Here is a 25,668-nt window from a genome sequence, read left to right as displayed (position 1 = left end):
CACACCCATCCACATCGTGCTCGGGCCGGGGGGTTCCGGTGTCTCCGCGGTCGCGGCCGCCGGCGCGACCCAGCGTCCCGGCACCTCCCGGGCGGCCAAGGCCGTGCCCCGGTCGGGCCTGTCGGCAGCCGAATCCGACACGCTCCTCATCACCGTCGACCGCTGGTCGCCGGTTCCCGACTGGGCACGGGTGTACCGCCGGCCCGGCGAGCCCGTCGCGGTGTCCAAATACCTGCACCTGTTGACCCTGGACCGACTGGACCTCACCGAACGCACATGGTCGGCGTTCGTCGAGGTGCTCGAGCACACCGTGAGCCGCAGCAAGACGGCCCTGCCCGGCGTCGGCACCCTGGCCGGGATCGACGCCGCCGAGCTCACCTCGTTGCCCGGGATCGACGATTTCCTGCTCCTGCGCCGTATCCGGGACGAGGCGATCAGCGGCCGGTGGCAGCGGATCGTCGTCGACTGTTCCGGGTGTGGTGACCCACTCCAGTTCCTCCGTGGCGGAGCAGTTCTCAGCCAGGCCCTCAACCGGTTCTGGCCGCGTCACCGACGCCTCGCGATGGCTTCCGAGCGTCCGATGGTCGCGCAACTGACGGCCGCGGTCGACGCCATCGACCGGGACTGCCTCGACATCGCCGAACTGTTCGCCGATCCGCATGCGGTGGCGGTGCACCTCGTTCTCGCCGCCGACGACCGGAGCCGACGACTCACCGGCCACCATCTCGCCGCTGCCGACCTCATGGGCCTGCCGCTGGCCTCGGTCCAGGTCAACGCGGGCGTCGGCGCCGAACCGGCGGCCGAGGTCGCGGACATGGTGCGGGCCGAACTCGCCGGTTCCGACGGTTCGCGTTCCGTCGTCGTCGAGGTGGTCGAGAAATCGCCTGGTGCGATCGATCGCATGGCGCGGCTCCGCAAGCTCTCGGTCTCGTTGCCGGCACCGCACGGCGTCCCCCGGGGTTCGGCGGCGGCCGAGGTCGAGGCGGGCCAGGGGCGCGTGAGCGGAAAGCCGACTGGTCCGGTGTACCGGTTGTCGTGGCCGCAGCGCCTACCGGATCCGGATTCGCTGGCTCTCGGGCGCAGCGGAGACGACCTCCTGGTGACGATTGCGGGGTTCCGCCATCCAGTGCGGCTGCCGTCGGTGCTACGACGTTGCACGGTCGTCGACGCCGACTGGGACGGCACGACCCTGGGCATCGGCTTCGTCCCCGATCCGGCGGTGTGGCCCCGGCCGCAGAACTGAGCCGGTTCCTCGGCCCGGTACGTCGACGCCGCCCAGTTCCCGACGGCCAGGTGGGACGGCGGTGGTGGAATGATCCCGCCCGGGCGGGGTACGTTCGCCAGACCGCACTGTTCGAGACGGCAGGGTACGGTGCCGATGACCCCGACGACAGACACGCGGGTGGGTGTTCGCGCGGGGCCGGGAAAGGGGAAAGTTGGCGATGGGCACGGACGACGAGACGTTCCGGCAGGCCGGTGACGGGTCCGCGGACGGGCGTCGCGACGGACCCGCCGATCCGGTGCGCGACCTGCTGCTCGGACTGGCCGCCCAGATCGACCACCTGGCCGCGCTCTTCGCGCCGGCTCCGCAGTCGGCCACCGCCGGTGGTGCGGATGCAACGGGGACGCGCCCCGGTTTCGCTGCTTTCGCCGACGGTGGTCCGCTCGGGCATGCGCTCTCCGGGGCGTCGGGGGAGATCACCTCGTTGCTCGCCGAGATCGGCGATCTGGTCGCCCGGCTGATCGCGGCGGTCATCGCCGTACTCGAGGCCATCGCCGAGGCGCTGCGTTCGTCGCCGACCTCATCGGCGACACCACGCCAGTACGAACCGATTGCAGTGCGACTCAACGGACCGGCCGCCGGGCGCGAGGCCGGCACACCGCGACGCGGTGATGCCTCACGGCGGGCCACGCCGCCCCCCGGACCCGGCCCCGGGCAGGAGAACTGATGGGCGACCTGACGATCGGCATCGACATCGGCGGCACCAGCGTGCGCGCCTCGGTGGTCGACGACCGGGGGACGATGCTCGACACCCTCCGCGCGCAGACCCCGCCGACCGCGGCCGCGCTCGAACACTGTCTGGACCGGTTGGTCGGCGAACTGACCTCGCGCTGGGACGCGAAGGCCGTCGGGCTCGCGATCGCCGGCTTCCTGACCACCGACCGCAGCATCGTCCGGTTCGCGCCGCATCTGCCCTGGCGCGAGGCGCCGGTCGCCGAGGAGATGACCCGCCGCGTTGGGATCCCGGTCTTCGCCGAACACGACGCCAACGCCGCCGCGGTGGCCGAATGGCGGTTCGGCGCGGCCGCCCGTGGACACAACACCGTCGTCCTCGCGATCGGGACCGGGATCGGCGCCGGGTTCGTGATCGACGGGGAGATCTATCGCGGAAGTTACGGCGTCGCACCGGAACTCGGACATCTGACGATCGTCCCCGACGGGCGCGCCTGTGCCTGTGGCAAACGCGGCTGCTGGGAGCGGTACTGCAGCGGCACAGCACTCGTGGACACCGTGGTCGAGTTGCTCGCCGACGGCGACTGGGGGCGCAGCCAACTCGCCGCCGATGTCGCCGCGGACCCCGGGTCGCTGACCGGCCGTCGGGTCGCCCGCGCGGCCGCCGACGGGGACGCCGTCGCGCTGGCCGCGTTCGCGCGGTTCGCGACGTCGCTCGGCCAGGGGCTCGCGATGATCGCCGACATCTTCGACCCCGACCTCATCGTCCTGGCCGGCGGCGTCGGCGCGGCGTCGGGGCTGTTCCTCGACGAGGCCCGGGAGCACTACGCCCGCCAGGTCACCGGTGCCGGACACCGTCAGCTCGCGCGTATCCGCGGTACCCAGCTCGGCGAGACCGCCGGCGTCGTGGGCGCGGCCGAGGTTGCGCGACAGGCGATCCGGACGGCCGCACGCCCTCTGGCCGACCCGCACCCCGAGACACGGCCGGTCTCCGGGCTCTGAGTGCTCCCGGCGAGACCCCGAGCGGTCCCGGCCGGACGGTAGAGTGCGACGCGGGTAAGGTCTTGGCGTCGGGACACTCCTCGGTTCCGCGGTCTCCGCGGCGCGGTTGTCCGGCGGTGGTCATCGGGTCGGTGTGCGCGGCGAGGAGATTCTCATGTGGTACTGGGCGTTCAAGTACATCTTTCTCGGTCCGATCCTGCGGGTCCTCGGCCGGCCGACGATCGAAGGACACGAGAACATCCCGACCGACGGCCCGGCGATCCTGGCGAGCAATCACCTCGCGGTGATGGACAGCTTCTTCCTGCCGCTGATGGTGGATCGCCGCATCTACTTCCTCGCCAAGAGCGAGTACTTCACCGGTACGGGGCTCAAGGGTGGCTTCCAGCGCTGGTTCTTCACCGCGGTCGGTCAGATCCCCATCGATCGGTCGGGGGCCGAGGCCGCCGAGGGTGCGCTCACCGCGGCACGCCGCCAGCTCGACAAGGGCAAGCTGATGGGGATGTACCCCGAGGGCACCCGATCGCCCGACGGACGCCTCTACAAGGGAAAGACCGGTCTCGCCCGGCTGGCCATGGACACCGGGGTGCCGGTCATCCCCGTCGCGATGATCGACACCCACAAGTTCAACCCGCCGGGCAGTATCCTGCCGCGACCCACTCGGGTGTCGGTGCGCATCGGCAAGCCCTTGGACTTCTCGCGCTACGAGGGCATGGAGGGCAACCGCTACATCGAACGCGCGGTCACCGACGAGATCATGTACGAGCTGATGCAGCTCTCGGGTCAGCAGTACGTCGACGTCTACGCCGCGAGCCTGAAGAACCAGGCCCCGCCGGTCGAGCCCCCGGCGGCCGACGCCGCCGCTTGAGGAAGTCTCTGACCTCCCTCTGCGCCCTGAGATGAGGTGCGAGCGATGCCCTCCCTCTGCTCCCTGAGGAGCGAGCTTGCGAGCGTCACGAAGGGTCCTGGTGAGATGCGGGGCAAACCCTTCGTGACGCGCCCTCCGCAAGCTCCGGGCGCTCCTCAGGGAGCGGTGGTTGGTTGCGCCCCTCCGCAAGCTGCGGCCTCCTAAGGGAGCGGGGTGATGTTCGCAAGCGCTCTTCAGGAGCGTGGTGATGCGCGCAAGCTCGCTTCTCGGCAACGCTCGCCGTGGTCGGTCAGCCGGCGTCGCCGACCCGGGTGCCGTCCAGGACGGCGCACAGCTCCGGTATCCAGTCGCGATCTGCCGGGACGATCTCGGCGGCGTCGAGGTGTCGTAGCTCGTCGGCGGAGAACCAGCGCACGTCGAGGTGCTCGAGCGCGGTCGGAGTCCCCGAGCGCAACCGCGCCACGTAGGCGTGCAGGGTCAGGCCACCGGGCAGCGCGACCGGGGAGCCGACGCCCTCGCCGGCTTCGACCTCGGCTCCGAGCTCCTCGCGGATCTCCCGAACCAGCGCCGCCGCATGGGTTTCCCCCGACTCGACACGACCGCCGGGCAGTTCCCACAGACCGGCGAGTTCGGCCGGACGGGACCGCTGCGCCAGCAGCACGCGGCCGTCGGCGACGATCGCCGCGGCGACGACGTCGCGCGGTCGGGTGTCGCGGGGTTCGTCGCGCGCGGCGCGCGTCGCGATCATCCAGGCGAAGGTGACGAACGTGGCCGCGGGCCACGCGGCCCCGAAGATCGCCTCGAGTGCCGCCGGGGGATGGGGACCGTACTCGATCGTGACCCGGAGCAACCACGGAATCCCGAGGCCCGCGACCACGATCCACATCCCGAGGACCGCCCGCGCGCCCCGGCGCCGCGAACCGGTGCCGTGCACGAGCCAGATTCCCAGCGGGATGATCCACACCCAGTGATGCACCCACGAGATCGGCGACACCAGGAGTCCGAAGAGCTGGACCACCAGCAGGATGCCGAGGGCGTCGGACACCGCACGGCCGGCGAACACCGCCACCACGACCGCGACCAGGACGCCGACCATCCAGATCCAGCCCGACCCCACGTCGAAGCCCACGAAGCGGGACAGGGTGCCACGCAGGCTCTGATTGATCACTGCCTCGACGGGACCGATGCGCTCGGCGTCGCCGAGCAGGGTCCCGTAGTAGGTGCGGGTGACGTCGGGGAAGAGCAGCAGGCAACCGAGAACGGTGAAGACGAAGGCGACCGCGGCGGCCGGGGCGCCCAGGGGTTTGCGGGCGGCGAGATACCAGAGCCCGGAGATCGCCGGGGTGAGCTTGACCCCGGCCATCAGACCGATGAGTGCGCCGCCGGCGAGCACCCCGCGGTCGCTGCGCGCCCAGGTGACCGCCAGCAGGGTGCCCAGCATCAGGAAGACGTTGATCTGGCCGTAGTCCAGCGTGACCCGGACCGGTTCGCACCAGATCGCGGGGGCGGTCCAGAGTGCGGCCACGGCGTAGACGTCGGTCGTCGACCCGCACAGGCGTAAGGCGAGGACGACGCAGGTGTACAGAGCTCCGAACGTCGCGAGCTGCCAGCCGATGGCCACCAGGTCCCATGGCACGAGCGACAACGGGTACAACACGACGGCCGCGAACGGCGGATACGTGAAGGGCAGGGCGAAGTCGGTCTCACCGGCGTAGGTGAAGAGATAGAGCGACCCGTCGGCGAGACCCGCCGAACCGTCGCGGTAAACGTGCAGGTCCACGAAGTTCCTGCCGTTCACGGTCAGCGTGTCCCAGACGAGCCGCGCGATGATCGACGCCGCCAGGAGAGCGGTCGCCAGCACGGACCTGGAGCGCACGAAATACCAGGGTAGACAGCCGGAGGGCGGTATGGCGAAACGGTGCGCGGTGAGCGGGTCGGCACGAGTGTGTGTGAATACTTGACCCATGCGTTTCTTCTACGACTCGGAGTTCATCGAGGACGGCACCACCATCGAGCTGGTCTCGATCGGGGTCGTCGGTGAGGACGGCCGCGAGTTCTACGCGGTGTCGACCGATTTCGACCCCGGCCGGGCGGGGGACTGGGTGCGGGCCAACGTGCTGCCGAAACTGCCCTCGCCGTCGTCGTCCGCGTGGCGGGACCGTCGACGCATCCGGGAAGATCTCCTCGAGTTCCTCACCGCCGACGGCTCCGACATCGAGCTGTGGGCCTGGGTGGGCGCCTACGACCATGTCGTGCTGTGCCAGTTGTGGGGTCCCATGACCGCGCTGCCGCGTGAGATCCCGCGGTTCACCCGTGAGCTGCGGCAGCACTGGGAGGCCGCGGGCCGACCGGCGCTGCCGCCCACGCCGTCGGACGCGCACGACGCGCTGAGCGACGCCCGGCACAACCTGCGCCGGTGGGAGGCGATCGAGAAGGCCCGCGTCTGACCCGCGGACGAATCCACTCCCCACGTCTCCTCTACCCTGGACGGGTGGTGAACTGGACCGTAGACGTTCCGATCGACGACCTTCCCGAGCTCCCGCCGCTTCCGGGGGATCTCCAGACGCGTTTCGACGACGCGATGAGCCGCCCGGCGGTACAGCAGCCGAGCTGGCCGGCCGACGAGGCGCGCAAGATGCGGACCGTCCTCGAGTCGGTCCCGCCGATCTGTATGCCCGCCGAGGTCCAGACGCTCGCCGCGCAGCTGGCCGACGTCGCCGAGGGGCGTGCATTCCTCCTGCAGGGCGGTGACTGTGCGGAGACGTTCGCCGACAACACCGAACCGCACATCAAGGGCAATATCCGCACGTTGTTGCAGATGGCGGTCGTGCTCACCTACGGCGCCAGCATGCCGGTGGTCAAGGTCGCCCGGATCGCAGGCCAGTACGCCAAGCCGCGATCATCCGACACCGACGCCCTGGGGCTGCCCTCCTACCGCGGCGACATGGTCAACGGATTCGTGGCCGACGCGGCGGTGCGGGCACACGACCCGTCCCGGCTGGTGCGCGCCTACGCGAATGCCGCGGCCGCGATGAACCTGGTCCGCGCCCTCACCCAGGCCGAGGCGGATCTGAGCCGGGTGCACGACTGGAACCGCGAGTTCGTGCGTACGTCACCGGCCGGCGCACGCTACGAGGCCCTGGCGTCCGAGATCGATCGCGGCCTGCGGTTCATGGACGCCTGCGGCGTCACCGATTCGAATCTGAACTCCGCCTCCATCTTCGCCTCGCACGAAGCGCTCGTCCTCGACTACGAACGCGCCATGCTGCGGCTGGCCGACGACCCCGAGGGTGCCGGCAAGGTCCTCTACGACCTCTCCGCCCACTTCCTGTGGATCGGGGAGAGGACCCGCCAGCTCGACGGCGCCCACATCGCGTTCGCGGAGCTCATCAGCAATCCGATCGGCGTCAAGATCGGGCCCACGACGACGCCCGAGCAGGCCGTCGAATACGTCGAGCGTCTCGATCCGCACAACGTGCCCGGGCGACTCACGCTCGTCGCGCGGATGGGCAACGGCAAGGTCCGCGACGTGCTGCCGGCCATCGTCGGCGCCGTCGAGGCGACCGGCCACAAGGTCATCTGGCAGTGCGATCCGATGCACGGCAACACCCATGAGGCGTCGACCGGCTTCAAGACCCGGCACTTCGACCGCATCGTCGACGAGGTGCAGGGGTTCTTCGAGGTGCATCGCGCGTTGGGCAGCCATCCCGGTGGCGTCCACGTCGAGTTGACCGGCGAGGACGTCACCGAATGTCTCGGTGGCGCACAGGAGATCTCGGATCTCGACCTCGGGGGACGCTACGAGACCGCCTGCGACCCGCGGTTGAACACGCAGCAGTCGCTCGAGCTGGCGTTCCTCGTCGCGGAGATGCTGCGCGGCTGAGGGAGCGGGGCGTCAGCCGATCGCCAGGAACGTGCTGCCGACCCAGAAACCGAGGGCGCCGAGGCCGCCGACCAGCACCAGCACGACGACTATCCAGACCAGCGCGCCGAGCCGGCTGCCGCCGATGAGTTCGGGCTCGACGGCCATCGGCCGTGAGGTACGACGGGTCACCGGACGCGGCGCGGAGCCGACGTCGTCGCGCTCGGCCGCAGGTTGCTCCACGGGTGTGGCTGTGTCCGCGGGCCGCGCCGGGCCGGGCACCGACTGGACCCGGGTGCCATGGCCGCCGGGATCGGGGCCCCGGTAGCGCGACACCGTCTGACGCTCGGCCGACCGGCGCGGCGCGGGCACCGTGAACGGCGGGAGGTCGAGTTCGTCGGCGACGGCGAGCAGGGCCCGTTGCATGTCGAAGCCGTCGGCATATCGATCGGCGGGGTCGCGTTCGGTCGCGCGCAGCACGATCTCGTCGAACTCCTCCGGCACCCCCGGGATCACGTCGCCCGGCGCCGGCACGTCGAAGCTGAGTCGCTGGTAGGCGAGGGCCAGGGGTGAGTCGCCCGAGAAAGGTGTTCTGCCCGTGAGGAGTTCGAACATCATCACACCCATGGAGTAGACATCGCTGCGAGCGTCGGCGTGGGTGGACTCGACCTGTTCGGGGGAGAGGTAGGCAGCGGTCCCGAGGATCACGCTGGCCGAGGTCACCCCGGCCTCGGCCACGGCTCGCACCAGTCCGAAGTCCGCGACCTTGACCTCGCCCTCGTCGGAGATGAGCACGTTCTCGGGTTTCACGTCCCGGTGCACCAGACCCGCGGCATGTGCGGTGCCGAGCCCGCCGAGTACCGGCGCGGCCACCGCGACGACGGCATGGGGTGGCATCGGGCCGCGCTCGCGCAACAGTTCGCGCAGGCTGCCCCCGTCGACCAGTTCCATCACTAGGAACGCGATGCCGTCGTCGATGCCCTGGTCGTACACCGAGACGAGCCCGGGATGTTTCAGGCCGGCGACCGCGCGTGCCTCGAACTCGAAGCGGCGCAAGAACTGTGGGTCTCCCGAGTACCGGGAGTCCATCACCTTCACCGCCACGTCGCGTCCCAGCCGCAGGTCGACGGCGAGGTAGACCGCCGACATGCCGCCTCGCGCGATGGGCGCGTCGATCCGGTACCGGTCCTCGAGGACGGTCCCGAGCATCGTGTCGACGGGGGAGTTCACGCTGCCGAATCTACCTGCAGCCCGGGCCGGTCGAGAGCATCGGCACGATGCCGACCGAGGGTGTCGCCGCCGGGGCGTTCGCGGGTCTCGTTCGTCATGTCGTCGCGACCCGACGGTTTCTCCCGCTCCCGACTACCGGCTACCCTTTCGACGTGGGTTCCCTACCGTTGTCGCCTGACACTCTGCCTTCCGACACCGAGTTCCTGTCGATCGACGATGTCGCCGACCGCCTCGGGGTGTCGACCAACCGGGTGCGGACACTCATCCGTGACCATCACCTGCTCGCGGTCTCCCACAACGGATACCCGGCGATTCCGGCGCTCTTCGTGGACGAGGGCGGCGTCGCGAAACACTTCTACGGGCTCGTGGCGGTCCTGATCGACGGCGGTTACACGCGCGACGAGGTGATGGAGTGGCTGTTCACCGAGCAGGAGGATCTCGGACTCCACCCGGCGGCAGCGCTGCACACGGATCTCGCCCGCGAGGTCATCCGCCGGGCGCAGGCCCAGGCTTTCTGAGCGACGCCCCGGCCCCGAACCCCCGGGGTCCGGACTCCCGGTGCTCGGCCTCGGCGCGCCCCGACTCCTCGACGCCCGTCTCCGCGAGGACATCCGACGCGAGAGTGCCCTCGCCGGCCGGGGTCGCGCCCCACGCCCACCTGCCGAACCGGCTCAGCCGCAACGGGTCCCGACGGGTCAGCGACCAGGCCGCGACGCCGGCCAGTGCGGCCGCCAGCGTCACCTCGACAGGTTTGTAGAAGACGATCGCGTCGTCGGGCTGGAACACGATCAGCAGGAACGTCGAGGCACCGACGACCGTGGCCCGCACCCACATCGGCAGGTCGAAGGCCACCGCGATCACCAGCACCCACGTGTAGTACCAGGGCAGCGTCGACGGCTCGAGCAGGAGTACAGCCAGCATCGCCCACGCCATCCCGGCGACCGCGTCCCGCACGTCGTGGCGGTGGCGCCACCAGAGCGCGACCAGCGTGACCGCGAGGACCACCGAACCGATTGCCCGCGTGACCTCCAGCACCGGTTGCAGATTGAGGGCGACGAACGGCGCCGCGACGAGGGTCACGACATGGGCGGCGAGGGTGGGAATGGTGAACCAGTTGATGATGACGTCGGCCCACCCCAGGCCGGTGAGCCAGCCGAGTCCCAAGCCGATCACCAGGGTCCACAGGCCGAACACCGCGACCGCGATCCCGACGATGGATGCGAACACCGTCACCACGTCGCGGGCGGTCACCGGTCGCCGGGAACGGATGTGCGACAGCCAGATCCACAAGACGAACGGCAGTGCGATGCCGGCGGTGATCTTGATCGACACCGCGAGCGCCAGGACGGCTGTGCCCACCACGTGCCGGCCGTCGACCACCAGGACGATCCCGGTGACGAGGACGCCCATCATCAGCAGCTCCACGTGCGGTCCCGCCACGAGATGGATCAGGACCAGCGGGTTGAAGAGCACCAGCCAGAGTCCGGCTTGCGGGGAGGCCCCGAACCGCTCCGCCAATCGGGGGATCGCCCAGAGGGACAGGAAGAGTCCGGGCAGCAGCACCAGCCGGATGGCCAGCACGCCGAGGACGACCTGGTCGCCGGTGATCTCGGTGACGACGCGCAGCATGCCCATGAAGAAGGGGCCGTACGGTGCCGTCGTGGTCGCCCAGACCTGCGCCATGCTGTCGACGAGCGGACCGGGCAGGTGGGCGGGACCGTCGGCATACGGGTCGAAACCGGCGCCGAACACCGCGCCCTGGGCGAGATAGGCGTAGACGTCGCGCGAGTACACCGGCACCGCGACGAGCAGGGGAGCGGTCCACACGAGCACCCATCGGCTCAGCGTCCGCGTCGTCGGCGCGGTGTCGGTGGTGGAGGAGATGATCCGACGCCCCAGCCGGACCCACCCGAACACCATGAGGAACACGCCCAGCCAGAACAGCGTCCCGAAGACGTTCTTGCCGTGCCCGTACGTGATCCAGCTCAGACCCAGATCGGAGAGAAGAGCGGAGTTGCGCGGCGGGTCGCCGACCCCGAAGCTGCCGAGACAGACCAGCACGGACCCGATCGCGCCGAGGATCAGATCGCCCCGACCGGCCGTGGCGGCACCTGTCACGGAAGTGCTCACGCCTGACGGTGCGCGACGCGATGGGCGACCGCGATCAGCTCGGCACGGATGTCGTCGCCGATGTCGGCGGCGTCGAGTGCGGTCAACGCCGACCCCAACAGCTCGTCGATCGAGTTCTCCACCTCGGCCACCGCGCCGAGCTCGACGAACAGGTCTCGCGCGGAACCCAATTCGTCGCTGTCGAGCCGGCGGCCGAAGTAGGAGCGCAACCGCGCGCCGAGGGCCGGGTCGGCCGCATCGGCGCGTTGCAGCGCGATCGCGCGCAGGGCCGTGTGCTTGTCCGAGACCAGATCGTCCCCGGACGGTTTACCCGTGCGTTCGGGATCGCCGAAGACGCCGAGCAGATCGTCGCGGAGCTGGAAGGCGATGCCGAGGTCGTGCCCGATCGCACGCAGCGTCGACACCAGCTGCTCGGACGCACCGGCGAGTCGCGCACCCAGCTCGAGCGATCGCGCGACGGTGTAGGCGGCGGTCTTGAACTCCATCACCCGGTAGGCGGCCTCGGTCGAGTCGTCGCCGCCGGCCTCGTTCACGATGTCCAGGAACTGGCCGCCGAGCACCTCGGTCCGCATCGCCGCCCACGTCGCGCCCACCTCCGCGGGCAGCGGGTGGTCGCCGTCCCTGCCGGTTGAGCGGTCCCTGCCGGTGGAGCGGTCCCTGCCGGTTGAGCGGTCCCCGCCGGTTGAGCGGTCCCCGCCGGTTGAGCCTGTCGAAACCCCCGGCCGGTGACCGTGGACCAGGTCGTCCGCCCAGGCGAGCGCGAAGTCGCCGGCGAGGATCGCGGCCGCCACCCCGTGGGCGCCGGAGTCCCCGGCCCACTCCGCGCTCGCGTGCCGTGACTCGAACTCCCGGTGCACGGTCGGGTACCCGCGCCGGGTGTCCGACCGGTCGATGATGTCGTCGTGGATCAGGGCGCAGGCCTGCACGAGTTCGAGTGCGGCGCAGACGCGCAGCGCGTCCCGCGGGCCGGGGGCGTCGTCCTCGGCTGCGGCCCCGGCGACGGCACGGTCCGACGACGACGTCCCGCAGCGCCACCCGGCGAAGGCGAAGACCGGTCGGATGCGTTTGCCTCCTCGCAGCACGAACTCCCGGATCAGTTCGGCCGCCTCACCGACCACCGGTGCGATCGCGGCGGCGGCCGGGACCGCGTCGTCGAAGAAGGCGCGTAATTCGGCCTCGACGGCGCCCGGAACCGCATCGAGCGAGGTGGGCGTGGGGATCGTGGAGGTCACCCTGCCAGGCTATGCGACCTGCTCCGTACACTGTGCGGGTGACCCCAACCGCTCCCGCACCCTCGATCGTCGAACGCCTGTCCGCTCCGCACCGCGGCCCGGTCCCGTTCTCGGTCGAGTTCTTCCCGCCGCGTGACGCCGAGGCCGAGTCCCGGCTGTGGCGGGCGGTGCGCATCTTCGAGCGGTTGTCCCCGGCGTTCGTCTCGATGACCTACGGTGCCGGTGGTTCGACGCGGGATCGCACGGTGCGCATCACCGGTGAGCTCGCCGCACAGACCACGCTGCTGCCGGTGGCCCACCTGACCGCCGTCAATCACAGCGTCGCGGAACTGCGCGCGCTCGTCGGTGCCTACGCCGACCAGGGCATCACCAACATCCTCGCGCTCCGCGGCGATCCGCCCGGCGATCCGCTCGGCGAGTGGGTCGCCCATCCCGACGGCGTCGAGTACGCCGAGCAACTGGTCCGGCTCATCGATACCCTCGGCGACTTCCACGTGGGGGTGGCGTCGTTCCCGGAGACGCATCATCGGTCGCCCGACATCGAACACGACACCCGCACACTCGTCAGCAAGTTGCGGGCCGGGGCCGAGTACTCCATCACCCAGATGTTCTTCGACGTCGAGCACTACCTGCGGCTGCGCGACCGGGTCGCGGCCGCCGACCCCGAGCAGGGACTCAAGCCGATCATCCCGGGAATCATGCCGGTGACGTCGCTGGCCACCGTCCGTCGCATGGTCGAGCTGTCGGGATCGGTGATCCCGCCCGACGTCGAGGAGCGGTTCGCCAAAGCGGCGGGCAACGGCGCCGAGGAGGACCGCGCGTCGGTCCGTGCCGTCGGCATCGACTTCGCCACCGAGATGGCACAGCGACTCGTCGCCGAGGGTGCGCCGTGCCTGCATTTCTGCAGTCTGAATTTCGCCAAGGCCACGACGGAGGTCCTGGGCCGACTCGGCGTGGACGTCGACGCCGCGCTGCACGTCCCGGCCTGAACGGCCGAAGCTGTTCCGCCGGACCGGTGTCGACGCCGGTCCGGCGCGGCATCATGTGCCTGCGGGTGGCTTTCGATCCGCGGGCGGCGTTGCCGATGACGGACCCGACACGGGATCGGCGGCAGCCGCGAGTCCTTCACCCGAGATCGACGAAGGGTTTGTCTTAGCCGCCACCGGACGTCCGGGCCGCGGTCCGCGATACCGCTTGGAGTAGGCGATCCGGACGATCACCAGGACGACCACGACGCACAGCAACGCGACGAACCACGACCAACTGCTGACCGCGGCGGTCGCCGGGTCCGGATAGGTGGCATCGGCGCTGAAGTCCGACGGTTCACCCGGAGCGGGGGTCCAGGTCACGGTGGACTCGCCGACCTGCTCGCCGTTCGTCGCGGTCACCGGACCGCCGAAGGTGACGGTCAGTTGCACGTAGTCGCGGTCCGGGACCAGCTCGGTCAGATCGGCGTCGCCGCGGAACCGCACCACCTCCCCGCTGCGCTTGGCGGTGAGGTCCATCGTCAGCGAGGTGTCTCCGTAGGCGTCGGCCACGATGTCGCCCAGCTGGGCGAACTGTCCCGCGGTGAGATCGCTGAACGACGCCCGCGTTCCGACGCGCGTGGCGGGATCGTCCTCGGCGGGGTTCTCGTCCGCGCCGGCCTCGTCGTTTCCGGCGGGCTCGGAGGGGGAGGGGGAATCCGCCGTGTTCTCGGGTCCGGCGCCCGGAGACGACGGCGCCTCGGGACGATCGGGCACCTGTTTGTAGTCGGTCACCGAGACCTGCCCCACCATCGACTCGGGGAGGTCGAACTGCGGTGTCCCGCGCGGATTGTCCGGGGTGGTCGCCACGACGACGCTCCCCGAGTAGCGATCTCCCACCGTCGTCGACCGTTCGAGACAACCGGCCATCAGCGGGGAGAGGGCGACGAGAGCGACGGCGACCGCGGACGGCAACAGGCGCCGGGCTCGGCGGGACCCGGGCGCACCCGGTACGGGATTCGACGAACGCACGGTGCTCATCGTGCCAGACCCCGGCCGGACCGCGGGGCACCGGTCACACCGCGCCGCGTCGGGTGTCGGCGGTGTCAGGGCCGACGGCCGAGACCCCGACGCCCGCGTCGCAGCGCCAGGTGGGCGGCGATGTAACCGCTCGCGCCGGTGACACCTCCGCCGGGGTGAGTCGACGCTCCGGCGAGGAGCAGGCCGTCGGCACCGGGGACGCGGTGTCCGGCGAGGTCGGGGGTGGGACGCCACATGAACATCTGGTCGATGGACATCTCGACATGCATGATGTTGCCGCCGATCAGGCCCAGCTCATCGGCCAGATCTCGCGGCGTCTGGACGTACCGATGCGCGACCGACTCGGCGAAACCGGGCGCGTGGCGGTCCACCTCGTCGACGACGGCCTTCGCGGCGCGGTCCGCCGCGGCCGGCCAGTCGCCGTCGGCCAGCCGGTACGGATGCCACTGTGCCCAGAGATTGATGACGGAGCGGCCCGGGGGCGCGAGCGTCGGATCGATCGCCGAATAGCTCATCGCGACCACAGCCGGGCGCGGCGGGAGCTCGCCCACCGACGCCGCGGCATGGGCTCGGGTGAGGTGGGCGCGGTCGGTGACCAGCAGTCCGAGAGCCGAATGGACGCCGTGCTCGGGCAGGTCGCCGGGCAGCCCCTGGTAGTCGGGCAGGCCGGTCGTCCCCAGGCGAACCGCCATCCCGATCCCGCTGCCCACGACGATGGCGCGTCGCCAGCGGTCGATGACGCCCGCGTCGAAACCGCCGGCGGCGAGGAGGTCGAGCGTGGTGAGCACGTGGCAGGCGTGGATGACTGTTGCGGCACAACGGGATTGACCCGTGCCGGTGAGCACCCGCCAGTGGTCGCCGCAGCGGGCGACGGAGACCGCGGGGTCGCCGCAGGAGACACGGCCGCCGTCCTGGTGGATTCGGTGCACGAGGGCCTCGGTGAGGGCGCCGCTGCCCCCGATCGCGCGTCCGGGCGGGATTCGGTGCATGAGTGCGGCGAATCCGATCATCGGCGCCGTGCCCGGTGCGCTCATGGGCGGTCCGGACTGGGCGCCGAACCACGCGAGTCCGGCCTTGAGCTGTTCGGACTCGAAATACTCGTCGAGGAGGGAATCGCCGGAGGCCATCAATTCGGCGGTCAGGTTCAGCACCCGGCCGCCGCGCCGGCCGAACAACCCCGTGCGTGCCGTGGTGGCGGTGCCGCCGAGCCCGCCGAAGGCCCGGCCGAACTTCCCCATCGTCGCGGGTTGGTAGAACGCATCCATGACCGCCCGCGCCCGCGGCGTCCACGTCTCCACGAACCGTCGATATGCGGCGGCATCGGCCGCACCGCAGGCGTTCTCGATGGAAGCACACGTCGCGTCGAGGTCGGTGCGGAAGACGATCGGCGGGGCGGTCGCGGTGGCCGGGACGAACGCCCACGGATCGCAGTCGACGTAGCGCAGGCCGTGCGCGGCGAGGTCGAGGTCGTCGAGGACGGGGGAGTGACGGATCATCAGATGCGACGACGACCCCCGGTCGACCCGATGGCCGGGGAACCGTTCGACGGTGGAGACCGCGCCGCCGGGGATGTCGTCCCGCTCGAGTACCTCCACATCCCGTCCGGCCTGTGCCAGGTAGGCCGCGGCGATCAGGCCGTTGTGGCCCGCGCCGATGACGACGGCGTCACGCCGGGTGCCGTGCATCGTCAGCTCCCGGTACCGGCGCGGCGGGCGGCGGCCGGGGGTTGCAGTTTCAGGGGGAGCGGACGGCCGAGGAACGCGAACGGACGCGGATCGCCGGTGAAGGTGAAGTGGCGCAGGACGTCGGTGAAACCCATCCGCCGGTACAACGACCACGCGCGGTTGTCCTCGGCGGGGATCTCCGGGGTCGACAGCAGCACATGGCGTTCGGGCCGATCGGCCAGCAGCCGGGCGAGGAGCGCCTGTCCGATCCCACGGCCCTGGGCGGTCGGGTGGACGTGCAGCTCGGTGAGCTCGAAGTAATCGCGCGCGATCGCCTCGACCGTCTCGGGCGGTCGGCCCGTCTGGCGGAGTCCGAGCCGCAGCTGCTGGTTCCACCACTGACCGGTCGCGCCGGTGTAGCCGTAGGCGATGCCGACGAGCAGGTCGTCGGGTCCGAAGCCGACCGGTGGACCGACCCGGCGCCGCGCGGCCGGCATGGTCCGCGCCTCGTATGGGGTCACCGTCTCGACCGCGCCCACCGCACGCCATCCGGGCCGCGCGATGTGTTCGCGCCAGAGCCCGGCCCGATGGATCTCCGTACCGCGCGGATAATTCATCGCGGTCACGTAGATCTCCAGGGCCGGCTCGAGCCAGGCCCGGGCGTCCTGGCCACTCAGGCTCACCAGGCGGATGGTCAACGGATTTCCGTTCTCTGCATCGTTCGTCCTGCGTCGTCGACCTGCGGACGAGGTCGGCTGCCGCTGGGGCGGGCCGCCCTCTGCCGGGGGCATCGCGTCGCAGGCCACTTCCGGGAATTGTCCTATCGATGATGCACACTCGGCAGGAATCGGCCCGCAGGTGGTGGCGTTGTACTCCCCGGCGGGGGTTTCGGGTCACAGATGTCTTGAACGCCGACGCCGGGATAGCTATATTGAACGTGTCGAACGGATGTTCGATGAATGTGCCTCCGCAAGCTGTTCGCGTTCATCCGACGACACGGTCCGGCGGCGGACGAGGGAAGCGTCTGCCGCCGGACACAGCCCATACGCACGAGGAGGACGACATGGCCAGACACCGCAGCGCCACGGCTCTCACCCACGCGGCGCCCGTCGACCCGGTGATGGTCGGTCGAGCGCGCGATCTCCTCGAGCGCGCACACGTGCTCTTCGACAATGCCGACGGCGTCGACGACGACGTCGAGCGGTTCCGCCAGCTGTACCTCGTCGCACTCCGCGCCTCGGGCGCGGCCCTTGCCGTGCACGAACCGGTCGGGACCGTGCGGCGCAGGACGTCGAACGCCTGGACCCGCATCGGTGTGGTCGCCCCCGAGCTGGCGCCGATCGCCGCCCGGTTCGCCGCGCTGTCGCCGGTTCGGATGAAGATCGAGTCCGGGATCATCCGCACGATCGACCCCGACAGCGTCGCCGGCATGCGGCTGCTCGTCCTCGACTTCCTGCGTCGGGTCGAGACGATGGTCATCGCCTACGAGCAAGGAAAACTCGGTGCCGAAGCGCCGCAGATCGGCGCGACGGCGTGAATCCGGCCACACTTTGCGGTTTCTGGCACCGCCCGGTCGTCGGCAACAGCGAGTAATGGTGGTCGCGGTCGATTTCACCTCGTATCATGGGACGATATAGGCGCAGACGCCTTTCCGGTCGCGGGTGACCTTCGTCGGCGTCACGGATCAGTGAGAAGGAGGGTCGGTGCCACTTTCGGAGCACGAGCAACGCATGCTCGAACAGATCGAGAGCGCGCTGTACGCGGAAGACCCCAAGTTTGCGTCCAGTGTCAAGCGTCGGCGCCTTGGGAAGTCGAGCGGTCGTCGTCGCCTGCAGGCGGCAGCGGTCTTCGTCGTCGGCCTGGTGATGCTGGTCGGCGGACTCATCGTCAACATCAACATCGGCGGATTCCCGATCGTGAGCCTCCTGGGCTTCCTGGTGATGTTCGGGGCCGGCCTCTTCGCTCTCTGGGGAGACAACAACACCGCCGAGGCGGGCTCGTCGTCGACCAGGTCCGGCAAGAAGCAACCGGGGTCGTCCGGCGCCAAGCGCAAGCTGTCGGAGCGCATGGAGGAGCGATTCAATCGCCGGTTCGAGCAGGAGTGATCCGCTGATCCCGACTCCGCGTTCGTCGATCGGCTGACCGACTCCCGCAACTTCGCATACGACTGAGCCGCGTGCCTTCGGGCACGCGGCTCTTTCATGTCCTCGATCGCTCTCCAGAGCACGCTGAACGGGTTCGGGCGCACGGCCGACGGATTCGGGCGCACGATCGACGGGATCGGACGCCCAGTCGACGGTCCTCGCTCTTCTTTGCCGGCATCCCCACTTCTCCCCACCGGCGATCCCCACTTCTCCCCACCGGGACGCCCCACTTTGCCCCACTAGAGGATCTATGCCTGGATTTCCCGCCTCTCGAACCTCATCGGTATCTCTGATCACACGCTTGTTGCCCTTCTTTGCGCCCATGACGCGCCGGCGACACGCGCGTTCATCGTCATCTTGAGCTCCCTGAACTGGGAATTTGCTGTCAGTGAGTGAATGCGGGGGGCGGTGGGGGTGGAAAGTGGTGGAAAGTGGGGTACTGTGGCAGCACTGGGTGAGGCGAGATACGACGCGGAACCCGGTGGGCAGGAGGTGTCGACGTGTCCGTGCGATTCGTCGGTACCTACACGCCCAAATTGGACGACAAAGGGCGGCTCACGTTGCCCGCCAAGTTCCGCGATGCACTGGCAGGAGGGGTAGTGGTCACCAAAGGCCAAGATCACAGCTTGTCGGTGTACCGGACCGAAGAGTTCGACGCGATAGCCGCTCGGATCGTCGAGGCGTCTCGGAACGACCCTGATCTGCGCGCGTTCCAGCGGACGTTCTTCGCCGGTTCGGAAGAGCAGCGACCGGACGGTCAGGGCAGGATCAGTCTGTCCGGCGACCATCGCGTGTACGCGGGGTTGTCCAAGGAGTGCGTGGTGTTCGGCAGCTTCGATCACCTCGAGATCTGGGACTCGGCCGCATGGAACGAGTACCAGACGCGGCACGAGGAGAACTTCTCGGCCGCCAACTCCGCCGCGCTGAACGCGGTGCTGTAGCCGGAGGACCGGCCCGCCACACCGCCGAGACAGCAACACCAACGACAGCAACCGACCAGAAACCGACCGAAGAGACAGCAACCGATGGGCGAGTTCGGTGCCCAGCGGCTTCGGGTGGCACGAGGCCCCGGCCCGGTGGCGACCCTGGCGTACTTCCCCAACGCCAGGTGCGTGATCGGGTCGGGACCCCGCTCCATCCGACCGCCTGCTCTCGCCGACCCGAGGCATCCGCCCACCGCCGATACCGCATACATGCCGATGGGGGGTCTTCATCATGGTCGATGCCGAGGACGAACCGCGTCGGTCCGGCGAGTTCGGTCACATCCCCGTCATGGGTGCGCGCATCGTCGAACTGCTGACCCCCGCACTGGATTCCGACGATCCGCGCGTCTTCCTCGACGCCACGCTCGGCGCGGGCGGGCACAGTCAACTGGTTCTCGAGTCGTTCCCGAACGTCCGCGTGGTCGGCATCGATCGGGACGCCTCGGCACTCGAGATCGCCCGCGAGCGCCTGGCGTCGTACTCCGACCGGATCTCGCTGCACCAGGCCACCTTTCACGAGATCCGTGACGTGATGGACGCAGCGGGGGAGTCGGTGATCGATGCCGCACTGTTCGATCTCGGGGTGTCGTCGATGCAGCTGGACCAGGCCGGACGCGGTTTCGCCTATGCGGTGGATGCGCCGCTCGACATGCGCATGAACTCCGACGACCTGCTCACCGCCGCCGACGTGCTCAACACGTACTCGCACGGCGAATTGGCCCGCGTGCTCTCCGATTACGGGGAGGAGCGCTTCGCCGGCCGGATCGCCTCGGCGGTCCTGCGGGAGCGGGACAAGGAGCCCTTCTCGACCAGCGCGCGTCTCGTCGAACTGCTCTACGACGCCATCCCGGCCGCCACCAGGCGGACCGGCGGGCACCCGGCGAAGCGGACGTTCCAGGCGCTGCGCATCGAGGTCAACCACGAATTGGATGTCCTGCGTAAGGCTCTGCCGGCCGCGCTGGACGCGCTCGCCGTGGGCGGACGGATCGCCGTGATGAGTTACCAGTCTCTCGAGGATCGGATCGTCAAGCGCGAGTTCGCGACGCGCACATCGTCCACCTCGCCTCCCGGCCTCCCGGTCGAGTTGCCCGGCACGGCACCGGAGTTCCGTCTCGTCACACGGGGCGCCGAACGTCCGGACGAGAACGAACTGGCCACCAACCCGCGCTCGGCGCCGGTGCGTGTCCGCGCGATCGAACGAGTCGAGAAGAAGGGCTGAGCATGACCATCCTGCACGAGGCCCCGTCGCGGTCCGCCGGGGACGAGCGCGATTCGCGACGGTCACGCCGAACCCGCATCGAGTCCGAACGTGCGACGCGATCGAGGGCCGCCCAGCGGGCACTCGACCGTCGACACCGACGCTCCGCGGCGGGTCGTGCCACGCCTGCGCGTCGTACCGGCGGCGGACTGTCCATGACCGGGGTGTCCCTGCGAGAGCGACTGCAGCACACCCCGTTTGTCGTGCCGGTGATCGCGTTGCTCGTCCTCGGACTCGGTCTCAGCCTGTGGTTGTCGACCAAGGCGGCGCAGGACTCCTACAAGCTGGGAATCGAGCGGACGCAGAACCAGTCCCTCATCGATCAGCGCGACGCGCTCAAGCGCACGTACGAATCGGGCAACTCGGCGCCTGAATTATCGGACAAGGCAGCACGTCTCGGCATGATCCCCGCCGACAACCCCGCTCGGATGATCGTCGACGACCCGCGACGTCCGCGCGTGGTGGGCAAGCCGGAGCCCGCGTCCGGGCGTCCGATGGGGAGCCTGAATCCCGATACCGCACCGGATCCCGCGGAATCGATCGACCCGAGCGAGGTCGACGACTCGATCGGGCTGGGCGGCGGATCGGGTTCCGCGGGACCCGAGGCGGGCGGGACGTCCACACCGCAACCCGCACCGTCGCAACCCACATCGTCGCAACCGGCATCCGGCGAACCGGCATCCGGCGAACCGGCGGCCGGCGGACCGTCTCCGTCGCAGACCGCACCGCCGGGCGCGAATCCGCTCCCGTCCGGTGCGAGTCCGGCTCCCTCCGGGGCCGGTGCCGTGCCCCCGGCCGCGCCGTCGACCCCGACTCCGGCGCCGAATGTGGTGCCCACCCCGTGAGTTCGCCCCGATCCGCGCTTTCGAAGTGCGCTGGATCTCCGGCGCCATCTCCAACCCGCCGGGGTCAAATCCGGGGTAACCACGTTGAAGCGGTGAACAATTGACGACCATGACACGTGCGACCTTCGAGCGGCTCGGCGCCGGCCCGTCGCGTCCGGGACGCCGACCCGGGCGTGGACCCGGAGCGGGGTCGGGAGGATCGGATCGGAAGGGGGCCGGCGGGCGGAACGGCCGTGGGCCGCAGGGTTTCGTCTTCCGTGCGCGCGCGGCCGGCGTGGTTGTCCTGCTGGTCGTTCTCGCCGTCGCGGTCAAGATGATCGTCGTCCACACGGTGCAGGCGAGTTCGATCTCTGCCGAGGCCGCACAGCAGCGCGAGTACACGCAGGTCCTCACCGCCAAGCGCGGTGCGATCCTCGACCGCAACGGGCGCCCGCTGGCCTACACCGACGAAGCGCGGTCGTTGACGTTCCTGCCCAAGGCCGTTCGCAAGACGATCGAGGAAGAGCACCGCAAGAACCCCGCGCTTCCCGACGTCGAGACCAGGCTCGAGGAGATCGCGAAGGGGGTGTCGGTGGCCCTCGGTGGTTCGATCAGCGAGGAGGATCTCCTCGAGAAGGTCACCGGCGAGGACACTTTCGTGTACCTCGCGCGGTCCGTGAGCCCCGACGTCGCGTCCCGGATCACCGAGGACTTCCCGGAGGTCGGTGCCGACCCGCAGAGCATCCGCCTGTACCCGGGTGGGTCGCTGGCGGCGAACGTGGTCGGCGACGTGAACTACGACGGCAATGGACTCATCGGGCTCGAGGCATCGCTGGACTCGATCCTGTCAGGGACGGACGGCTCGCGGACCTACGACCGGGGATCGGACGGGGCCGTCATCCCCGGCAGCATGCGCAACGTGCACCCGGCTCTCAACGGGGCGACGGTACGCCTCACCCTCGACTCCGACATCCAGTGGTTCGTCCAGAGCCAGGTCATGAAGGCCAAGCAGGCATCGGGTGCGCAGGGCGCGTCGGCCGTGGTGCTCGATGCCAAGACCGGTGAGGTGCTGGCGATGGCGAACGACGGGACGTTCAACGCATCCATCCCGTTGTCCGATCAGCCCGATGCCGAGCTGGGCAACCCCGCCGTCACCTCGCCGTTCGAGCCGGGTTCGGTCAACAAGCTCATCGCCGCCGCGGCCGCCGTCGAGTACGGCATCACCCGGCCCGAGACGGTGCACCGTGTTCCGGGCAGCATCCGGATGGCAGGGGTGACGGTGCGCGACGCCTGGGAGCACGGGGTCGAGCCGTACACGACCACCGGCATCTTCGGTAAGTCGTCGAACGTCGGCACCCTGATGCTCGCGCAGCGGATCGGCGAAGAGCGCTTCGCCGACATGGTCAAGAAATTCGGTCTCGGTCAGCGAACCGGGGTCGGCCTGCCCGCGGAGAGCGCGGGAGAGGTTCCCGCCCTGAGTCAGTGGTCCGGTGGTTCGTTCGCCAACCTGCCCATCGGACAGGGCCTTTCGATGTCGCTGCTGCAGATGACCGCGATGTACCAGGCGATCGCCAACGACGGCCTGCGCATTCCGCCGCGCATCCTGGCGTCGGAGCAGCGGGACGGGTCGGCGCCCGACGACCGGGCGCGGCCCCAACCCGTCCGGGTTGTGAGCGAGTCCACCGCCCGGACCGTCCGGGACATGTTCCGGTCGGTGGTGCAAGACGACCCGACCGGTGAGCAACAGGGCACCGGGACCAAGGCGGCCGTCGACGGCTACCAGGTGAGCGGCAAGACCGGCACCGCGCAGCAGGTCGATCCATCCTGTGGGTGCTACTCGAACTCGCGGTACAACATCACGTTCGCGGGCATCGCCCCGGCCGACAACCCGCGCTACGTCGTCGGGATCATGCTCGACAACCCACGGCGCAGTTCCGACGGGTCGGGCGGTCAGTCGGCGGCTCCGCTGTTCTCCACCATCACGTCGTGGATGCTCCAGCGCGCCCAGGTGCCGCTGTCCGCGCCGACGCCGCGGCTGACCCTGACCGCGCGGTAGCGCCCGCGGCGTCCGTCGCCGATCAGCCGGGCACCCGGACAGGTGCGGCCATGGGCGCACCGTGTGCCGTGGCGTCGGGGCGGGTCGGTATCGTGAGTGCGATTCTGCGCCTCCCGACGAGGCACCGACGCACCTCGCGGCACAGCCCGGTCCGACGTCCTGACATCGACACCCGTACCGAGCAGTCCCGCACGACCAGCACAGTCCCGAGGAGCGAGCATGTCCGCTCGCCCGTGGGAAACGCCGAGAGAAGAACCGAGGAGGCGAGGAGCACCGATGGCGTCTCGTCGACCATCACCCGACCGGAGTGGCGGACCCATCCGTCCGCGTCATGTCACGCCGACACCGGTGTCCGTGTTGTCCACCGCCACCGGGGCCCGACTCGACCTGGTCGGCGGCGCCGACGCCGAGACCCAGGTGACCGGGGTCGTCCTGCGGGCGCAGGACGTCCGGCCCGGTGACCTGTTCGCCGCACTGCCCGGGGCCAGCACGCACGGCGCGAAGTTCGCCGATCAGGCCGTGGCGGCCGGTGCGACGGCCATCCTCACCGACCCCGCGGGCCGGGCCGAACTGGCTCGCGTCCTGCCGCCGGAGACGGCCGTCGCGGTCCTCATCCATCCCGCTCCCCGCACGGTTCTCGGAAATGTCAGCGCCCGCGTGTACGGCAATCCGTCCCAACGACTCAAGCTGATCGGCATCACCGGCACGTCGGGCAAGACCACCACGTCCTATCTGGTCGAGGCCGCCCTGCTGGCCGCCGGGCACTCGGTAGGGCTCATCGGCACCGTCGAGACCCGCGTGAACGGCGTCGCCCAACCGAGTTCGCTGACCACGCCGGAGGCGCCGACCCTGCAGGCCCTGCTCGCAGCGATGCTCGAGGACGGCGTCGACATCGTCGTCATGGAGGTGTCGAGTCATGCGCTGGCGCTCGGTCGCGTCGACGGTGCGCATTTCGCGATCGGCGCGTTCACCAACCTCTCGCAGGACCACCTCGACTTCCACCTCACGATGCGCGCCTACTTCGACGCAAAGGCCCAGTTGTTCGTCCCGTCCGCCCCGACGCACGCGGTCCGGGCGGTCGTGTGCGTCGACGACGAGTGGGGTCGGCGAATGGCCGAGCTCGCCCGGCGGCCGGGCGAAGCTGCCCATCTGCAACCGGTCCTGGTGTCCACCGGGCCGACGTCGGCCCACTGGCATGCGGGTGAGTCGTCGCTCGCCGACGACGGCTCGTCACGCACCCCGTTCACCGAGCCGGAAGGTGAGCACGAGCTCCTCATCCCATTGCCCGGCCGGTACAACGTGGCCAACGGGCTCCTGGCCGTCGCCGTGGCACACGCCGCCGGGGTGCCGGTGCCCACCGCACTCGAGGCGGTCGCGTCGGTGAGCGTCCCGGGACGCCTACAGCGCATCGATCGTGGACAGCCGTTCCTGGCCCTCGTCGACTACGCGCACAAGCCGGGCGCGATCGAGGCGGTGCTGGCGACACTGCGCGGGCAGACGACCGGACGGGTGGCCATCGTCGTCGGTGCCGGCGGCGATCGCGACACCGGCAAACGGCCGCTGATGGGGGAAGCGGCCGCGCGCGGTGCCGAACTCGTGGTCGTGACCGACGACAACCCGCGTACCGAGGACCCGGGTGCGATCCGGGCCGAGGTGCTCGCCGGTGCACAGGCCGTGCCCGGAACCGAACGCCCCCGCGGCGCGGAACCGATCCGGGAGATCGGCGATCGCGCCGCCGCGATCGAGGCGGCCGTCGCCTGGGCACGGCCCGGCGACGTCGTGCTGGTCGCCGGCAAGGGACACGAGGCAGGACAGGAGATCGACGGCGTGAAGCATCCGTTCGACGATCGGGAGGTCGTCGCCCGTGCGCTCGAGTCCCGCGCAGCCGAGGCTCCGGGTGCGGTCGCGGAGAGCGAACGATGACCACCGGAGCGGTGACGGTCATCCGCGGCGATGCGCCGGTGTCGGTCGACGACGCCCGCCGGCTGATCCGGCGCCTCGCCGAGTCCGCCGGCGCCGGCCGCACCTGGGCGGTCATCGCCGAGCTGGCCTCGCCGGCCGGCCTGACCGAGAACCAGCGCGTCGTCGAACACGATCTGCTGGGTCGCCTGGCGGTCCGACTGGCCGTCGACAAGACTCTCTGCGTGGGGGATTCACGATCGGTGCACGCGCTGCACCAGGGCGCGGTCATGGAGGGTTCGTGGGGTGACGAGGCGCTTATCGTCGAGTCCGTCGACGCCGCCGCCCGACTCGCCGACACCGAACCGGACTGGCAGCCCACCGCCGGCGACGTCATCCTGCTGGCCGCGGCCGGCGCCGATCTCGACTCCGTGATCACCGCGTGGTCCGAGCGGGGCGGATGGCGGGTCGTCGACGCCCCTGCCGGCGACGAGGCGGCACCGTGAGCGCTCGCGCGGGCGTGAGTGGGCCGACGATGCCGCTCCGCCGCGGGGTGTCA

General features: G+C 70.1%; 23 protein-coding genes. 16 read left to right on the top strand and 7 right to left on the bottom strand.

The genetic code is table 11. The annotated features are described in order from the left end of the window. Positions 1–13 precede the first annotated feature (13 nt). The 4 genes from Q9R39_RS00800 (at position 14) to Q9R39_RS00785 (ending at position 3,821) form a co-directional block, all read left to right on the top strand. Complete coding sequence (locus Q9R39_RS00800) at positions 14–1,243, top strand: ArsA-related P-loop ATPase (protein ID WP_078112874.1); 1,230 nt, start codon at positions 14–16, stop codon at positions 1,241–1,243. Between the two features lie 199 nt (positions 1,244–1,442). Beyond that, positions 1,443–1,949, top strand: coding sequence for a hypothetical protein (locus Q9R39_RS00795; protein ID WP_058253065.1), 507 nt, complete (start codon positions 1,443–1,445; stop codon positions 1,947–1,949). Continuing rightward, positions 1,949–2,956, top strand: coding sequence for an ROK family protein (locus Q9R39_RS00790; RefSeq protein WP_058253064.1), 1,008 nt, complete (start codon positions 1,949–1,951; stop codon positions 2,954–2,956). Before Q9R39_RS00795 ends, Q9R39_RS00790 begins: the two co-directional genes overlap by 1 nt. Positions 2,957–3,110: 154 nt before the next feature. Next, positions 3,111–3,821, top strand: a complete 711-nt coding sequence (locus tag Q9R39_RS00785) for a 1-acyl-sn-glycerol-3-phosphate acyltransferase (protein WP_058253139.1) — start codon at positions 3,111–3,113, stop codon at positions 3,819–3,821. A 289-nt stretch (positions 3,822–4,110) separates the two neighbouring features. On the opposite strand, the gene Q9R39_RS00780 is transcribed toward Q9R39_RS00785, so the two are convergent. After that, positions 4,111–5,682, bottom strand: a complete 1,572-nt coding sequence (locus Q9R39_RS00780; protein WP_058251694.1) for a mannosyltransferase — start codon at positions 5,680–5,682, stop codon at positions 4,111–4,113. 103 nt (positions 5,683–5,785) lie between these two features. Here Q9R39_RS00780 and Q9R39_RS00775 point away from each other — a divergent pair, with 103 nt between their 5' ends. Together Q9R39_RS00775 and Q9R39_RS00770 are read left to right on the top strand one after the other, a co-directional pair. Then, positions 5,786–6,268: a polyadenylate-specific 3'-exoribonuclease AS gene (locus Q9R39_RS00775; RefSeq protein ID WP_058251695.1), complete on the top strand. Its 483-nt coding sequence runs from the start codon at positions 5,786–5,788 to the stop codon at positions 6,266–6,268. A 44-nt stretch (positions 6,269–6,312) separates the two neighbouring features. Continuing rightward, positions 6,313–7,704, top strand: a complete 1,392-nt coding sequence (locus Q9R39_RS00770; RefSeq protein WP_058251696.1) for a class II 3-deoxy-7-phosphoheptulonate synthase — start codon at positions 6,313–6,315, stop codon at positions 7,702–7,704. Positions 7,705–7,716: 12 nt separating this feature from the next. On the opposite strand, the gene Q9R39_RS00765 is transcribed toward Q9R39_RS00770, so the two are convergent. Next, entirely contained in the window at positions 7,717–8,913 is a 1,197-nt protein-coding gene (locus Q9R39_RS00765; protein WP_058251697.1) for a protein kinase domain-containing protein, read from the bottom strand. Positions 8,914–9,065: 152 nt separating this feature from the next. Between Q9R39_RS00765 and Q9R39_RS00760 the strand changes: the two genes are divergently transcribed. Further along, complete coding sequence (locus Q9R39_RS00760; protein ID WP_058251861.1) at positions 9,066–9,431, top strand: Rv2175c family DNA-binding protein; 366 nt, start codon at positions 9,066–9,068, stop codon at positions 9,429–9,431. Here Q9R39_RS00760 and Q9R39_RS00755 read toward each other — a convergent pair. Together Q9R39_RS00755 and Q9R39_RS00750 are read right to left on the bottom strand one after the other, a co-directional pair. Then, positions 9,400–11,043 (bottom strand): alpha-(1->6)-mannopyranosyltransferase A, encoded by a 1,644-nt coding sequence (locus tag Q9R39_RS00755; protein ID WP_058251698.1) that lies wholly within the window; start codon positions 11,041–11,043, stop codon positions 9,400–9,402. The two genes, Q9R39_RS00760 and Q9R39_RS00755, sit on opposite strands and share 32 nt — an antisense overlap. Beyond that, on the bottom strand, positions 11,040–12,275 hold the full coding sequence (locus tag Q9R39_RS00750; RefSeq protein WP_058251699.1) for a polyprenyl synthetase family protein: 1,236 nt from the start codon (positions 12,273–12,275) through the stop codon (positions 11,040–11,042). The genes Q9R39_RS00755 and Q9R39_RS00750 overlap by 4 nt, the downstream gene beginning before the upstream one ends. Positions 12,276–12,286: 11 nt before the next feature. Here Q9R39_RS00750 and Q9R39_RS00745 point away from each other — a divergent pair, with 11 nt between their 5' ends. Continuing rightward, positions 12,287–13,264, top strand: a complete 978-nt coding sequence (locus Q9R39_RS00745) for a methylenetetrahydrofolate reductase (RefSeq protein WP_058251700.1) — start codon at positions 12,287–12,289, stop codon at positions 13,262–13,264. 51 nt (positions 13,265–13,315) lie between these two features. Here Q9R39_RS00745 and Q9R39_RS00740 read toward each other — a convergent pair whose 3' ends face one another. The 3 genes from Q9R39_RS00740 to Q9R39_RS00730 all read right to left on the bottom strand — a co-directional run bounded on the left by Q9R39_RS00740 (position 13,316) and on the right by Q9R39_RS00730 (position 16,643). Beyond that, a complete protein-coding gene (locus tag Q9R39_RS00740; RefSeq protein ID WP_058251701.1) occupies positions 13,316–14,281 on the bottom strand; it encodes an LppM family (lipo)protein in 966 nt (321 codons plus the stop codon). A 65-nt stretch (positions 14,282–14,346) separates the two neighbouring features. Beyond that, positions 14,347–15,966, bottom strand: a complete 1,620-nt coding sequence (locus Q9R39_RS00735) for an NAD(P)/FAD-dependent oxidoreductase (protein WP_311276952.1) — start codon at positions 15,964–15,966, stop codon at positions 14,347–14,349. A gap of 2 nt (positions 15,967–15,968) precedes the next feature. After that, the gene (locus tag Q9R39_RS00730) at positions 15,969–16,643 is read right to left on the bottom strand and encodes an N-acetyltransferase (protein ID WP_078112824.1); all 675 of its coding nucleotides are present in this window, start codon (positions 16,641–16,643) and stop codon (positions 15,969–15,971) included. Positions 16,644–17,008: 365 nt separating this feature from the next. Between Q9R39_RS00730 and Q9R39_RS00725 the strand changes: the two genes are divergently transcribed. From Q9R39_RS00725 to Q9R39_RS00690, 8 genes are all read left to right on the top strand, one after another. Beyond that, complete coding sequence (locus tag Q9R39_RS00725) at positions 17,009–17,482, top strand: SAV_6107 family HEPN domain-containing protein (protein ID WP_058251704.1); 474 nt, start codon at positions 17,009–17,011, stop codon at positions 17,480–17,482. A 166-nt stretch (positions 17,483–17,648) separates the two neighbouring features. Continuing rightward, positions 17,649–18,050, top strand: a complete 402-nt coding sequence (locus Q9R39_RS00720; RefSeq protein WP_159371053.1) for a DUF3040 domain-containing protein — start codon at positions 17,649–17,651, stop codon at positions 18,048–18,050. Positions 18,051–18,589: 539 nt separating this feature from the next. After that, positions 18,590–19,030, top strand: a complete 441-nt coding sequence (mraZ, locus tag Q9R39_RS00715; protein ID WP_058251706.1) for a division/cell wall cluster transcriptional repressor MraZ — start codon at positions 18,590–18,592, stop codon at positions 19,028–19,030. 274 nt (positions 19,031–19,304) lie between these two features. Further along, positions 19,305–20,291, top strand: a complete 987-nt coding sequence (gene rsmH / locus Q9R39_RS00710; protein ID WP_078112825.1) for a 16S rRNA (cytosine(1402)-N(4))-methyltransferase RsmH — start codon at positions 19,305–19,307, stop codon at positions 20,289–20,291. A gap of 2 nt (positions 20,292–20,293) precedes the next feature. Then, positions 20,294–21,175: a hypothetical protein gene (locus Q9R39_RS00705; protein WP_078112826.1), complete on the top strand. Its 882-nt coding sequence runs from the start codon at positions 20,294–20,296 to the stop codon at positions 21,173–21,175. 109 nt (positions 21,176–21,284) lie between these two features. Further along, on the top strand, positions 21,285–23,210 hold the full coding sequence (locus Q9R39_RS00700; RefSeq protein ID WP_078112828.1) for a penicillin-binding protein 2: 1,926 nt from the start codon (positions 21,285–21,287) through the stop codon (positions 23,208–23,210). Between the two features lie 276 nt (positions 23,211–23,486). Beyond that, positions 23,487–25,133, top strand: a complete 1,647-nt coding sequence (locus Q9R39_RS00695) for a UDP-N-acetylmuramoyl-L-alanyl-D-glutamate--2,6-diaminopimelate ligase (protein ID WP_078112829.1) — start codon at positions 23,487–23,489, stop codon at positions 25,131–25,133. Continuing rightward, positions 25,130–25,615, top strand: coding sequence for a hypothetical protein (locus tag Q9R39_RS00690; RefSeq protein ID WP_058251711.1), 486 nt, complete (start codon positions 25,130–25,132; stop codon positions 25,613–25,615). The genes Q9R39_RS00695 and Q9R39_RS00690 overlap by 4 nt, the downstream gene beginning before the upstream one ends. Positions 25,616–25,668 lie beyond the last annotated feature (53 nt).

The organism is Gordonia sp. AC31 (assembly GCF_031844505.1).
In the GTDB taxonomy this organism is placed as follows: domain Bacteria; phylum Actinomycetota; class Actinomycetes; order Mycobacteriales; family Mycobacteriaceae; genus Gordonia; species Gordonia hongkongensis.
The sequence above is the reverse complement of the archived record's forward strand: the minus strand, read 5'-3'. Positions and strand labels throughout refer to the sequence as shown.